Source organism: Enterobacter sp. A8, assembly GCF_004296595.1.
GTDB lineage: Bacteria > Pseudomonadota > Gammaproteobacteria > Enterobacterales > Enterobacteriaceae > Enterobacter > Enterobacter cloacae.
The window spans coordinates 105,922-120,568 of the sequence record NZ_SCMF01000006.1 but is presented as its reverse complement, the minus strand read 5'-3'; the positions used below and the strand labels follow the sequence as shown (position 1 = coordinate 120,568).

10 protein-coding genes are annotated in these 14,647 nt (G+C 57.6%); 9 read left to right on the top strand and 1 reads right to left on the bottom strand.

The annotated features are described in order from the left end of the window. Positions 1 to 50: 50 nt before the first annotated feature. From asd to glgP, 6 genes are all read left to right on the top strand, one after another. Complete coding sequence (asd, locus tag EQV24_RS20165; protein ID WP_029883894.1) at positions 51 to 1,154, top strand: aspartate-semialdehyde dehydrogenase; 1,104 nt, start codon at positions 51 to 53, stop codon at positions 1,152 to 1,154. Between the two features lie 239 nt (positions 1,155 to 1,393). Further along, positions 1,394 to 3,580 (top strand): 1,4-alpha-glucan branching enzyme, encoded by a 2,187-nt coding sequence (glgB, locus tag EQV24_RS20160; protein ID WP_023621440.1) that lies wholly within the window; start codon positions 1,394 to 1,396, stop codon positions 3,578 to 3,580. After that, positions 3,577 to 5,550, top strand: coding sequence for a glycogen debranching protein GlgX (gene glgX, locus EQV24_RS20155; RefSeq protein WP_130626967.1), 1,974 nt, complete (start codon positions 3,577 to 3,579; stop codon positions 5,548 to 5,550). Before glgB ends, glgX begins: the two co-directional genes overlap by 4 nt. Before the next feature lie 17 nt (positions 5,551 to 5,567). Then, on the top strand, positions 5,568 to 6,863 hold the full coding sequence (glgC, locus tag EQV24_RS20150; protein WP_013099110.1) for a glucose-1-phosphate adenylyltransferase: 1,296 nt from the start codon (positions 5,568 to 5,570) through the stop codon (positions 6,861 to 6,863). Next, the gene (gene glgA / locus EQV24_RS20145) at positions 6,863 to 8,296 is read left to right on the top strand and encodes a glycogen synthase GlgA (protein WP_013099109.1); all 1,434 of its coding nucleotides are present in this window, start codon (positions 6,863 to 6,865) and stop codon (positions 8,294 to 8,296) included. The genes glgC and glgA overlap by 1 nt, the downstream gene beginning before the upstream one ends. Positions 8,297 to 8,314: 18 nt before the next feature. Beyond that, complete coding sequence (gene glgP, locus EQV24_RS20140; RefSeq protein ID WP_013099108.1) at positions 8,315 to 10,762, top strand: glycogen phosphorylase; 2,448 nt, start codon at positions 8,315 to 8,317, stop codon at positions 10,760 to 10,762. An 86-nt stretch (positions 10,763 to 10,848) separates the two neighbouring features. Here the strand turns inward: glgP and glpD are convergent, their stop codons facing one another. Next, a complete protein-coding gene (gene glpD / locus EQV24_RS20135; RefSeq protein ID WP_040020737.1) occupies positions 10,849 to 12,357 on the bottom strand; it encodes a glycerol-3-phosphate dehydrogenase in 1,509 nt (502 codons plus the stop codon). Between the two features lie 250 nt (positions 12,358 to 12,607). Here glpD and glpE point away from each other — a divergent pair, with 250 nt between their 5' ends. From glpE to EQV24_RS20120, 3 genes are read left to right on the top strand one after another with little or no spacing between them, the layout of a single operon-like run. Continuing rightward, positions 12,608 to 12,940 carry a thiosulfate sulfurtransferase GlpE gene (glpE, locus tag EQV24_RS20130; RefSeq protein ID WP_014833569.1) on the top strand — a complete coding sequence of 111 codons (333 nt, stop codon included), beginning with the start codon at positions 12,608 to 12,610 and terminating at the stop codon, positions 12,938 to 12,940. A gap of 47 nt (positions 12,941 to 12,987) precedes the next feature. Then, a complete protein-coding gene (gene glpG, locus EQV24_RS20125) occupies positions 12,988 to 13,818 on the top strand; it encodes a rhomboid family intramembrane serine protease GlpG (protein WP_130626966.1) in 831 nt (276 codons plus the stop codon). A 16-nt stretch (positions 13,819 to 13,834) separates the two neighbouring features. Continuing rightward, positions 13,835 to 14,593, top strand: a complete 759-nt coding sequence (locus EQV24_RS20120; protein ID WP_013099103.1) for a DeoR/GlpR family transcriptional regulator — start codon at positions 13,835 to 13,837, stop codon at positions 14,591 to 14,593. Positions 14,594 to 14,647: the final 54 nt, after the last annotated feature.

Genomic DNA, 14,647 nt, shown 5'->3' with positions numbered 1-14,647 from the left:
CAATACTGGCTTGCACAAACAGCACACACCCTCTGCAGGAAACAAATGCTATGAAAAACGTTGGTTTTATCGGCTGGCGCGGTATGGTCGGCTCTGTACTCATGCAACGCATGGTTGAAGAGCGCGATTTCGACGCTATCCGCCCGGTCTTCTTCTCCACTTCCCAGCTCGGCCAGGCTGCACCGTCCTTTGGTGGTACCACAGGGACGTTGCAGGATGCTTACGATCTGGAAGCGCTGAAGGCACTCGACATTATTGTGACCTGCCAGGGCGGCGATTATACCAACGAAATCTATCCAAAGCTGCGTGAAAGCGGCTGGCAGGGCTACTGGATTGACGCGGCCTCTTCGCTGCGTATGAAAGACGATGCCATCATCATCCTCGACCCGGTGAACCAGGGCGTGATCACCGACGGCTTGAACAACGGCGTGAAAACCTTTGTCGGCGGTAACTGCACCGTCAGCCTGATGCTGATGTCCCTCGGTGGCCTGTTCGCGCAGGACCTGGTGGAGTGGGTCTCCGTGGCGACCTACCAGGCCGCATCCGGCGGCGGTGCGCGTCACATGCGTGAACTGCTGACCCAGATGGGCCAGCTGCACCAGAGCGTTGCGACCGAGCTGGCAAATCCGGCGTCCGCGATCCTCGATATCGAGCGTAAAGTCACCGAGCTGACCCGCAGCGGCGAACTGCCGGTCGATAACTTTGGCGTACCGCTGGCCGGTGGCCTGATCCCGTGGATCGACAAACAGCTGGATAACGGCCAGACCCGTGAAGAGTGGAAGGGTCAGGCGGAGACCAACAAAATCCTCGCTACCGCGAACACCATTCCGGTTGACGGTCTGTGCGTGCGTATCGGCGCGCTGCGCTGCCACAGCCAGGCCTTCACCATTAAACTGAAAAAAGATGTGTCTATTCCGACCGTGGAAGAGCTGCTCGCCGCACACAACCCGTGGGCGAAAGTGGTGCCAAACGATCGCGATATCACCATGCGCGAACTGACGCCTGCGGCCGTTACCGGCACGCTGACCACGCCGGTTGGCCGTCTGCGTAAGCTGAACATGGGGCCAGAGTACCTCTCCGCGTTCACCGTGGGTGACCAGCTCCTGTGGGGTGCCGCAGAGCCGCTGCGCCGCATGCTGCGCCAGCTGGCGTAATAATTTGTTAACTACCGGGGGTGATTTTCACCCCCTTTTTTTGCGTACTACATGGAGTAAAACGCAGATGTCTTATTTTTTATCAGGAGGAACCTCGTCGTTGGCTATGCTTTAAGGAAGATTTATTTCTCACCTGAGGGTAGGGCGGAGCAGAGAGGATGAGCTGCACCGTTTAGGTCACATTAAAAGTCGTCCCGGAGCGAATAAAAAGGGCGACATAAAAAAACAGGATGAATACCATGTCCGATCGTATTTCGAGAGACGTGATTAATGCGCTTATTGCGGGTCATTTTGCCGACCCCTTTTCTGTGCTAGGGATGCACCGTACAGAGGCCGGGCTGGAAGTTCGCGCGCTGTTACCGGATGCTACAGAAGTGTGGGTCATCGAACCCAAAACCGGCCGCAAGGTGGGTAATCTGGAATGCCTCGACTCACGTGGCTTCTTCTCGGGCGTCATGCCCCGTCGTAAAAACCCCTTTCGTTATCAGCTTGCCGTCATCTGGCACGGTCAGCAAAACCTGATTGACGATCCCTATAGCTTTGGCCCGCTCTTAAAAGAGATGGATGCCTGGCTGCTGTCCGAAGGTACCCATCTGCGGCCTTATGAAACGCTGGGTGCCCATGCGGATACCATGGATGGTATTACCGGCACGCGGTTTGCTGTGTGGGCGCCAAACGCCCAGCGCGTCTCCGTCGTCGGGCAGTTCAACTACTGGGACGGTCGTCGTCACCCCATGCGCCTGCGTCGGGAAACCGGCATCTGGGAGCTGTTCATCCCCGGCGCGCATAACGGTCAGCTCTATAAATTTGAGATGATCGATGCCAACGGCAAGCTGCGCATTAAAGCTGACCCGTACGCCTTTGAAGCGGAGCTGCGCCCGAATACTGCCTCGCTTATTTGCGGCCTGCCGGAGAAGGTGGTCCAGACGGAAGAGCGCAAGCAGGCTAACCGCTTCGACGCGCCAATCTCCGTTTATGAGGTGCATCTCGGCTCCTGGCGTCGCCACACCGATGACAATTTCTGGCTGAGCTATCGTGAGCTGGCTGACCAGCTGGTACCGTACGCCAAATGGATGGGCTTTACCCATCTGGAGCTGCTGCCGGTTAACGAGCACCCGTTCGACGGAAGCTGGGGCTATCAGCCTACCGGGTTATACGCACCGACGCGCCGCTTTGGCACGCGCGACGACTTCCGCTATTTCGTTGATGCCGCACACGCCGCCGGGCTGAACGTCATTCTTGACTGGGTGCCGGGCCACTTCCCGTCGGATGATTTTGCGCTGGCCGAGTTCGACGGCACAAAACTGTACGAGCACAGCGACCCGCGCGAAGGCTATCACCAGGACTGGAATACGCTGATCTACAACTACGGTCGTCGTGAAGTCGCGAACTACCTGGTCGGGAACGCGCTTTACTGGATCGAGCGTTTCGGCATTGATGCCCTGCGCGTGGATGCGGTGGCGTCGATGATCTATCGCGACTATAGCCGCAAAGAGGGCGAGTGGATCCCGAACGAGTATGGCGGTCGCGAGAACCTGGAAGCGATTGAGTTTCTGCGCAACACCAACCGCATTATTGGCGAGCAGGTCGAGGGCGCGGTGACGATGGCGGAAGAGTCCACCGACTTCCCGGGCGTTTCCCGTCCGCCGTCAATGGGTGGCCTGGGCTTCTGGTACAAGTGGAACCTGGGCTGGATGCACGACACGCTCGATTACATGAAGCTCGACCCGGTTTATCGTCAGTATCATCACGATAAGCTTACCTTCGGGCTGCTCTACAACTACACCGAAAACTTCATGCTGCCGCTGTCGCACGATGAAGTGGTGCACGGTAAAAAATCCATTCTCGACCGCATGCCGGGCGACGCGTGGCAGAAGTTTGCCAACCTGCGCGCCTACTACGGCTGGATGTTCGCCTTCCCGGGCAAAAAACTGCTGTTTATGGGCAACGAGTTCGCCCAGGGGCGCGAGTGGAACCACGATACCAGCCTCGACTGGCATCTGCTGGAGGGCGCTGACAACTGGCACCACGGCGTGCAGCGGCTGGTCCGCGATCTGAACCTGACCTACCGCCACCATAAAGCACTGCACGAGCTGGACTTCGATCCGTACGGTTTTGAGTGGCTGGTGGTGGACGACCATGAGCGATCGGTATTTGTCTTTGTGCGCCGGGATAAAGCGGGCAACGAGATTATCGTTGCCAGCAACTTTACGCCGGTTCCACGTCATCATTACCGCTTTGGCATTAATCAGGCCGGTAAATGGCGCGAAATCCTCAACACCGATTCCATGCATTACCACGGCAGTAACGCTGGTAACGGCGGACTGGTCCAGAGCGATGCCATCGAAAGCCACGGGCGCCCCAACTCCCTGAGCCTGACGCTGCCACCGCTCGGTACCATCTGGCTGGTGCGGGAGGGCGAATGACGCAGCTTACGGCAGGTAAACCCGAACCGCTCGGGGCGAGCTTTGACGGAAAGGGTGTGAATTTCACCCTCTTTTCTGCTCACGCGGAGCGGGTCGAACTCTGTGTGTTTGATGGGGAAGGTAACGAACATCGTTACGATTTACCGGCGCGCACCGGGGATACCTGGCATGGTTACCTGGCCGGTGGGCGGCCAGGGATGCATTACGGTTTTCGCGTTCACGGTCCCTGGGCGCCTGCTCAGGGGCACTGGTTTAACCCGGCAAAGCTGCTGATTGACCCGTGTGCCCACCGCGTGGAAGGCGAGTTTAAAGACGACCCGCTGTTCCACGTCGGCTACGGGGAACCCGACCACCGCGACAGCGCCCACGTGGCCCCAAAAAGTGTGGTGGTGGGCGATCGCTACGACTGGGAAGACGATGCCCCGCCGGGCACGCCGTGGGGCAACACCGTGATTTACGAGGCCCATGTTAAAGGGCTGACCTATCTCCATCCGTCTATTCCCAAAGAGATGCGCGGCACCTATAAGGCGCTCGGCCATCCGACCATGATCGCCTATCTGAAACATCTCGGGATCACCGCGCTGGAGTTGTTGCCCATCGCCCATTTCGCCAGCGAGCCTCGCCTGCAGCGACTGGGGCTGAGCAACTACTGGGGCTACAACCCGCTGGCGATGTTTGCGCTCGACCCCCGCTACGCCGCCCACCCGGACAAGGCGCGGGACGAGTTTCGTGATGCGGTGAAAGCGCTTCATGCGGCCGGTATCGAAGTGATTCTGGACGTGGTGCTGAACCACAGCGCGGAAAGCGATCTTGACGGTCCGACGCTCTCCATGCGCGGAATTGATAACCGTAGCTATTATTGGATCAGAGAGGATGGTGATTACCACAACTGGACCGGTTGCGGTAACACGCTCAACCTCAGCCATCCGGCGGTGACGCATTTTGCGTATGAATGCCTGAAATATTGGGTGGAAACGTTCCACGTCGACGGTTTTCGTTTTGACCTGGCGCCGGTGATGGGCCGCACGCCGGGGTTCAGCCAGCAGGCGCCGCTGTTTGAGGCGATCAAAAACTGCCCCGTGCTCTCGCGGGTGAAGCTGATTGCCGAGCCGTGGGACATTGGTGAAGGCGGCTACCAGGTGGGTAACTTCCCGCCGCTGTTTGCCGAATGGAACGACCACTATCGCGATGCCGTACGCCGCTTCTGGCTGGAGAGAAGCCTGTCGCTGGGGGAGTTCGCCGGACGCTTTGCCGCTTCCAGCGATCTGTTTAAACGTGATGGCAAACGACCGTCTGCTACCGTCAACCTGGTGACCGCGCATGACGGTTTTACGCTCCGGGACTGCGTTTGTTTCAATCAGAAACACAATGAGGCAAATGGCGAGGAGAATCGCGATGGCACTAACAATAACCATAGCTTTAATCATGGTATAGAAGGGTTAGGCGGAAGTCTGGATGTTATTGAGCGGCGACGCGCCAGCGTGCATGCGCTGCTGACGACGCTTTTGTTGTCGCAGGGCACGCCGATGCTGCTGGCAGGGGATGAACATGGCCACAGCCAGCACGGTAACAACAACGCCTATTGCCAGGACAACACCTTAACCTGGCTCGACTGGGGAGAAGCGAACAGCGGCCTGATCCACTTTACCGCGGCGCTGATCCACCTTCGTCAGCAGATCCCCGCGCTCACCGCCAACCGCTGGTGGGAGGAGGGCGACGGTAACGTTCGCTGGCTGAATAAAGACGCGCAACCGTTAAGCGCGCAAGAGTGGCAACACGGCGTACCGCGCCTGCAGATCCTGCTTTCGGATCGCTGGCTGGTTACGCTGAACGCGACGGATGACGTCGCTGAGATTGTTTTACCTGACGGGGAATGGCGCGCCGTTCCCCCCTTTGCCGGAGCGGATAATCCGGTAGTAATGGCTGTCTGGCACGGGCCTGCGCACGGAGTGTGCGTATTCCAAAGATGATAAAAAAGGAGTTAGTCATGGTTAGATTAGAGAAGAACGATCCCTTAATGTTGGCACGCCAGCTCCCCTTAAAAACGGTTGCCCTGATCCTCGCTGGCGGGCGCGGAACCCGTCTTAAAGATTTGACCATCAAGCGCGCCAAGCCGGCTGTTCACTTTGGTGGTAAGTTCCGAATTATCGATTTTGCACTGTCCAACTGCCTGAACTCAGGTATTCGCCGCATTGGCGTCATTACGCAGTATCAGTCGCACACCCTGGTGCAGCATATTCAGCGCGGCTGGTCATTCTTCAGCGAAGAGATGAATGAGTTTGTCGATCTCCTGCCTGCCCAGCAGCGTGTTCACGGTGAAAACTGGTACCGCGGCACCGCTGATGCGGTGACCCAGAACCTCGATATCATTCGCCGCTACAACGCGGAGTACATCGTGATCCTCGCCGGGGATCACATCTACAAGCAAGACTACTCCCACATGCTCATCGACCACGTCGAGAAAGGGGCGCGCTGCACCGTGGCGTGTCTGCCGGTGCCCGTTGCCGAGGCGACGGCGTTTGGCGTGATGCACGTGGACGCGGACGATAAAATTATCGACTTCGTTGAAAAACCGGCCAACCCACCAACCATGCCGGGAGATGACACCAAATCGCTCGCCAGCATGGGGATCTATGTCTTTGATGCAGATTACCTTTATGAGCTGCTGGAAGAAGACGACAAAGACGAACACTCCAGCCACGACTTCGGTAAAGACATCATTCCGAAAATTACCAAAGCTGGCATGGCCTATGCACATCCTTTCCCGCTGTCCTGCGTGCAGTCAGATCCGAATGCGGAACCTTACTGGCGCGATGTGGGAACCCTGGAAGCGTACTGGAAAGCCAACCTCGATCTGGCCTCCGTCACGCCTGAGCTGGATATGTACGACCAGAACTGGCCGATCCGTACCCATATGGAATCCCTGCCGCCAGCGAAATTCGTTCAGGACCGCTCCGGCAGCCACGGCATGACGCTGAACTCGCTGGTCTCTGGCGGGTGCATTATCTCCGGCTCGGTGGTGGTGCAGTCGGTGCTGTTCCCGCGCGTGCGTATAAACTCATTCTGTAATATCGATTCGGCGGTGCTGCTGCCGGATGTCTGGGTCGGGCGTTCGTGTCGTCTGCGTCGCTGCGTGATCGACCGTGCCTGCGTCATTCCTGAAGGAATGGTGATTGGTGAAAACGCGGAAGAAGATGCACGTCGCTTCTACCGTTCTGAAGAGGGGATCGTGTTAGTCACACGGGAAATGTTGCGGAAGCTGCAGATCAAACAGGAGCGATGATGCAGGTTTTACACGTATGTTCTGAGATGTTCCCGTTGTTAAAAACGGGCGGCCTGGCGGATGTTCTTGGTGCATTACCCGCGGCGCAAATCGCCGGCGGAGTCGATACCCGAGTCCTGCTGCCTGCCTTCCCGGATATCCGGCGCGGCATTCCCGATGCAAAGGTGGTGACGCGCCGTGACACCTTCGCCGGACGCATCACCCTGCTGTATGGACATTACAATGGCGTGGGCATCTACCTGATCGACGCGCCGCACTTATATGACCGACCAGGTAGCCCGTATCACGATACGAACCTGTTTGCCTATACCGACAACGTGCTGCGTTTTGCGCTGCTCGGCTGGGTTGGGGCTGAAATGGCGGTAGGGCTGGATCCGTTCTGGCGCCCGGACATTGTGCACGCACACGACTGGCACGCGGGGCTCGCTCCGGCATATCTGGCGGCGCGCGGCCATCCGGCGAAATCGGTCTTTACGGTGCATAACCTGGCGTATCAGGGCATGTACTACGCCCATCACATGAATGACATCGATCTGCCATGGTCGTTCTATAACATGCACGGGCTGGAGTTTAACGGGCAGATCTCGTTCCTGAAGGCCGGGCTTTACTATGCCGACCACATCACGGCCGTGAGCCCGACCTACGCCCGTGAAATTACGCAGCCGGAGTTCGGCTACGGCCTGGAAGGGTTGCTCCGTCAGCGCCATCGTGAAGGGCGTTTGTCGGGGATCCTTAACGGCGTCGATGAACAGATCTGGAACCCGGAGACCGACCTGCTGCTCGCGGCCCGCTATGGCCGTGATTCCGTGGAAGACAAAGCGGAAAACAAACGCCAGTTACAAATTGCGATGGGGCTGAAGGTCAACGACAAAGTGCCGCTGTTTGCGGTGGTGAGCCGTCTGACCAGCCAGAAAGGGCTGGACCTGGTGCTGGAGGCCCTGCCGGGACTGCTGGAGCAGGGCGGACAGCTGGCGCTGCTCGGCGCGGGCGACCCGGTATTGCAGGAAGGCTTCCTGGCGGCAGCGGCGGAACACCCGGGGCAGGTGGGCGTGCAGATTGGCTATCACGAAGCGTTCTCGCACCGGATCATGGGCGGCGCGGACGTCATTCTGGTGCCGAGCCGTTTCGAACCTTGCGGCCTGACGCAGCTCTACGGCCTGAAGTACGGCACCCTGCCGCTGGTGCGACGCACGGGCGGGCTGGCGGATACGGTATCTGACAGCTCACTGGAAAACCTGGCGGACGGTATCGCCAGCGGGTTTGTCTTTGAGGACAGTAATGCCTGGTCGCTGCTTCGGGCGATTCGGCGTGCTTTCGTCTTGTGGTCCCGTCCGTCGCTGTGGCGTTACGTTCAACGTCAGGCGATGTCCATGGACTTTAGCTGGCACGTTGCGGCGCAGTCATACCGCGATCTCTATCAACGCTTGATGTAACGAGGCGAAGTTACTGATATGAACGCTCCTTTTAGCTACTCTTCCCCCACGCTCAGCGTTGAGGCGTTGAAGCACTCTATCGCCTATAAGCTGATGTTTACCATCGGGAAAGATCCGGTCATCGCCAACAAACACGAGTGGCTCAACGCCACCCTGTTTGCGGTGCGTGACCGCATGGTTGAACGCTGGCTGCGCTCCAACCGCGCCCAGCTATCGCAGGAAACGCGTCAGGTTTACTACCTGTCGATGGAATTTTTGATTGGCCGCACCCTCTCTAACGCGCTGTTATCGCTCGGTATTTACGATGACGTTAAAACCGCGCTGGAAGAGATGGGGCTGGACTTAGAAGAGCTGATTGACGAAGAGAACGACCCGGGGCTCGGTAACGGTGGCCTGGGGCGACTTGCCGCCTGCTTCCTCGATTCGCTGGCGACGCTGGCCCTGCCGGGGCGTGGCTACGGCATTCGCTACGACTACGGGATGTTCAAGCAGAACATCGTGGACGGACGTCAGAAAGAGTCCCCGGACTACTGGCTGGAATACGGCAACCCGTGGGAGTTTAAACGACACAATACGCGCTATAAGGTGCGGTTTGGCGGACGTATTCAGCAGGAAGGGAAAAAGTCCCGCTGGGTGGAAACCGAAGAGATCCTTGCCGTCGCCTATGACCAGATTGTCCCGGGCTACGACACCGATGCGACCAATACGCTGCGTCTGTGGAACGCGCAGGCCAGTAGCGAGATTAACCTGGGTAAATTTAACCAGGGCGACTACTTCGCGGCGGTGGAAGATAAAAACCACTCCGAGAACGTCTCCCGCGTGCTCTACCCGGACGACTCGACCTATTCCGGGCGCGAGCTGCGCCTGCGTCAGGAGTATTTCCTCGTCTCCGCGACGATTCAGGATATCCTCAGCCGTCACTATCAGCTGCACAAGACCTACGCCAATCTGGCGGAAAAAACCGCCATTCACCTCAACGATACCCATCCGGTGCTGTCGATCCCGGAGCTGATGCGTCTGCTTATCGACGAGCATAAGTTCAGCTGGGACGATGCGTTTGAGGTGACTTGTCAGGTCTTCTCTTACACTAACCACACGTTGATGAGCGAAGCGCTGGAAACCTGGCCGGTGGATATGCTCGGCAAAATTTTGCCGCGCCATCTGCAGATCATCTTTGAAATTAATGACTACTTCCTCAAGACGCTGCAGGAGCAGTATCCGAACGATACCGGCTTGCTGAGCCGCGCTTCTATCATTGATGAATCGAACGGTCGTCGCGTACGCATGGCCTGGCTGGCGGTGGTGATCAGCCACAAGGTGAACGGGGTTTCAGAGCTGCACTCGAACCTGATGGTCCAGTCGCTGTTTGCGGACTTTGCGAAGATCTTCCCGACGCGTTTCTGCAACGTGACCAATGGCGTCACGCCGCGTCGCTGGCTGGCGCTGGCAAACCAGCCGCTTTCTGAGGTGCTGGATGAGCACATTGGCCGCACCTGGCGAACCGATCTCAGCCAGCTGAGCGAGCTTGAACAGCACATTGATTTTCCGGCGGTGAACAAAGCCGTACGAGAAGCCAAGCTGCTGAACAAGAAACGTCTGTCAGTCTGGCTGGCGTTGCATCTGAACGTGGTGGCGAACCCGAAAGCGCTGTTCGACGTGCAGATCAAGCGTATTCATGAGTACAAGCGCCAGCTGATGAACGTGCTGCATGTGATCACCCACTATAACCGAATCAAGGCCGATCCGACGGCGGAGTGGGTGCCGCGTGTGAAGATCTTTGCCGGTAAGGCGGCGTCCGCTTACTACATGGCGAAGCACATCATTCACCTCATCAACGATGTGGCGAAGGTGGTCAACAACGATCCGGATATCGGCGACAAGCTGAAGGTGGTCTTTGTTCCTAACTACAGCGTCAGCCTGGCGCAGCTGATCATTCCGGCGGCCGATCTCTCTGAGCAGATCTCCACCGCCGGGACGGAAGCGTCCGGCACCAGTAACATGAAGTTTGCCCTTAACGGCGCGCTGACCATCGGCACGCTGGACGGGGCCAATGTCGAAATGCTGGAGCACGTGGGGGCGGAAAATATCTTTATCTTCGGGAATACCACGGAAGAGGTGGAGGCGCTGCGCAAGAAAGGCTACTCGCCGCGTGAGTATTACGAAGAGGATGAGGAGCTACGTCAGGTGCTGACGCAAATCGCCACCGGGGTGTTTAGCCCAGACGAGCCAGGGCGCTATCGGGACCTGGTGGATTCGCTGATTAACTTTGGCGACCACTATCAGGTGCTGGCGGATTACCGCAGCTACGTGGATTGTCAGGACAGGGTGGACGAGCTTTATCGTCAGCAGGAGAAGTGGACCTGCGTCGCGATGCATAACATCGCTAATATGGGGTATTTCTCGTCCGACAGGACCATTAAGGAGTATGCCGAGAATATCTGGCATATTGATCCGGTGCGATTGTAAAAACAAAGCCCGGTGGCGCTGCGCTTACCGGGCCTACGGGATCGAGTAGGCCGGGTAAGGCGGAGCCGCCACCCGGCTTTTTTACATCACGACGCCAACGACAGCTCACGCTTCCCCGCATGCTGCAGCAACCACTGCGCCACACGCGACTGCTGTTCGGCATTCAGCCACATACCCTCTTTGGTACGACGCCAGATGGCATCATCCAGACGGCGAACCCACTCATGTTCCACCAGATAACGCAGTTCGGCTTCGTACAGCTCGTGACCAAAATGTTCGCCCAGGTCGGCAATCTCTTTCGCGTCACTCAGGATCAATTCCGTGTTGCTGCCGTAGGTACGGGCATAGTGGCGCGCCATGCCTTCCGTGATGAATGGATAGCGACGACGCAGCTTCGCGGCGTAATCATCGCGGTTGTCGCCGATATCACCGCCAGGCAGTACCGCGCCTTTGGTCCATGCCGGGCCAATGCCTTTGTAGTACGGCGCCAGTTTTTCCAGCGCGTGCTCGGCCAGCTTACGGTAGGTGGTGAGCTTGCCACCAAACACGGAGAGCAGCGGTGCCTGACCGTCCACGTCGTGAATATCGAGCGTATAGTCGCGGGTAATCGCCTGCGGTGAGTCAGATTCGTCATCGCACAGCGGACGCACGCCGGAGTAAGTCCAGACCACGTCATCGCGGGACAGCTGTTTCTTGAAGTGCGCGTTATACACCTTCAGCAGGTAGTTCACTTCGCTCTCGTCGATCTCGACGTTTTTCGGATCGCCTTTGTACTCCACGTCGGTGGTGCCGATGATGGAGAATTCGTCCATCCACGGGATCACAAACACAATGCGCTTGTCTTCGTTCTGCAGAATGTAGGCCTGCTTCTGGGTGTGCACGCGTGGTACCACAATGTGGCTGCCTTTGATCAGGCGGATACCGTACGGAGATGGCAGATGCATCCCCTCGTCGAAGAACTGTTTCACCCATGGGCCAGTGGCGTTCACCAGACCGCGCGCTTTCCAGCTGAACTTCTCGCCGGTATCTACGTCTTCCGCTTCGACGATCCACAGGCCGTTTTCACGGCGCGCAGCGGTGGCGCGGGTGCGGGTTTTCACTTCGCCGCCTTTCTTCTCAACCATCTGTGCGTTAGCCAGCACCAGACGCGCATCGTCCACCCAGCAGTCGGAATATTCGAAACCGCGCACGATTTCAGGTTTAAGGACCGATTCTGAGCCAAAACGCAAACCGTTTGAACCCGGCAGGCTGGTGCGTTTACCCAGATGATCGTACATAAACAGACCGATTCGAATCATCCACGCCGGACGCAGATGCGGGCGATGGGGCAGGCGGAAGCGCATCGGGATGGCCAGGTGCGGTGCCATCTTCAGCAGCACTTCACGTTCGGCCAGCGCTTCACTGACCAGACGGAATTCATAGTGTTCCAGGTAGCGCAGGCCACCGTGAATCAGTTTGGAGCTGGCGGACGACGTCGCGCAGGCGAGGTCGTTAGCTTCCAGCATCAGTACGGATAATCCGCGTCCTGCGGCGTCTGCCGCAATACCGGCACCGTTGATGCCACCGCCTATCACAATCAGATCTTTGGTTTCCATAACACCCTCACGCACTTTCGTTAAAGCTCAGAAATGTTCGATATCGCTCATAATAGCAAAGGAACGCGCTTTTGGTAACATCAAAAAAACAATTTAGAGTGATATGGATAACATAATGGCGTTTACCCGCCGCCAGGACGTACACTACGGGGTAAAATAGTGCGACTAACTTTTCTCCCTCTCCCCGTGGGAGAGGGCTGGGGTGAGGGCATCAGAGCGCACCCAACCTGAACAACAGAAAGAGAACACCATGGATCAGTTTGAATGTATTAACGTAGAAGAAGCCCACCAGAAGATGCACCAGGGAACGGCGGTGCTGGTGGATATCCGCGATCCGCAGAGTTTTGCGATGGGCCACACCCCGGGTGCGTTCCACCTCACCAACGATACGCTGGGCGCGTTTATGCGCGATAACGACTTCGATACGCCGGTGATGGTGATGTGCTATCACGGCAACAGCAGCAAAGGTGCGGCGCAGTACCTTATTCAGCAGGGCTATGATGCGGTCTACAGCGTCGACGGCGGTTTCGATGCCTGGCATCGTCATTTCCCGGCAGAAGTGGAATACGCTTTTGAGCGCTGATCCCGCTATACTGTCCCCTTTTGTGTGGAAATAAGCGACCGCCGCCCATGTTGATGATCACCTCTTTTACCAATCCGCGCGTCGCCCAGGCGTTTGTCGACTATATGGCAACCCAGGGCATCATCCTGACCGTTCAGCAGCACACGAAAACCGATGTCTGGCTGGCGGATGAAAGCCAGGCCGATCGCGTGAATGCGGAACTGGCCCGCTTTCTTGAAAATCCCGGCGACCCTCGCTATCTGGCCGCGAGCTGGCAGTCGGGGCAGACGGGGAGCGGACTGCACTATCGGCGCTTCCCCTTCCTTGCCACCATTCGCGAGCGCGCAGGTCCGTTTACGCTGCTACTGATGGCGGCCTGCATTATCGTCTTCATCATTATGAACGTGGTGGGCGACCAGAGCGTGATGCTCGCGCTTGCGTGGCCGTACGACCCGTCTCTCGATTTTGACGTCTGGCGCTATTTCACCCACGCGCTGATGCACTTCTCGGTGATGCATATTCTCTTTAACCTGCTGTGGTGGTGGTATCTCGGTGGCGCGGTGGAGAAGCGTCTGGGCAGCGGCAAGCTGATTGTTATCACCTTTATCAGCGCCCTGCTGAGCGGCTATGTGCAGCATAAATTCAGCGGCCCGTGGTTCGGTGGTTTATCCGGCGTGGTGTATGCCCTGATGGGCTATGTCTGGCTCAGAGGCGAGCGCGACCCCGAAAGTGGCATCTATCTGCAACGCGGATTGATAACCTTTGCGTTAATATGGCTAATTGCCGGATGGTTTGATCTGTTTGGTATGTCTATCGCCAATGGTGCACACGTCACCGGGCTTGCCGTCGGGCTGGCAATGGCGTTTGCCGACACGCTCCATGCGCGAAAACGAACATAATTCCCAGGGATATTTCATGAAACAAACACAACGTCATGACGCCATTATCGAACTGGTAAAAAAACAGGGATACGTCAGCACCGAAGAGCTGGTGGAACAGTTTGCCGTCAGCCCACAAACCATCCGCCGCGACCTGAACGATCTTGCCGATCAAAACCGTATTTTGCGCCATCACGGCGGGGCGGCGCTGCCGTCCAGTTCGGTTAACACCTCGTGGCATGACCGCAAAGCCACGCAGACGGCAGAGAAAGAGCGCATTGCCCGTAAAGTGGCGAGCCAAATCCCCAACGGGGCGACGCTGTTTATTGATATCGGCACCACGCCTGAAGCGGTCGCCCATGCGCTGCTGGATCACGAAAACCTGCGCATCGTGACCAACAACCTGAACGTGGCCAATACCCTGATGCAGAAAGATGATTTCCGCATCATCCTCGCCGGGGGCGAACTGCGCAGCCGCGACGGCGGCATCATTGGTGAAGCGACGCTCGATTTTATCTCTCAGTTCCGTCTCGACTTCGGCATTCTGGGGATCAGCGGCATCGACAGCGACGGCTCACTGCTGGAATTTGATTATCACGAGGTGCGCACCAAGCGCGCGATCATTGAAAACTCACGTCACGTGATGCTGGTGGTGGACCACTCCAAATTTGGCCGTAACGCGATGGTCAACATGGGCAGCATCAGCATGGTAAATGCGGTTTATACCGATGTGATGCCACCGGCGGGCGTGATGCAGGTGATTAAAGATAATAATGTGCAGTTAGAGTTATGTTGAGAAGCCATTCTCCCTCTCCCACGGGGAGAGGGCCGGGGTGAGGGCATCAGCCCG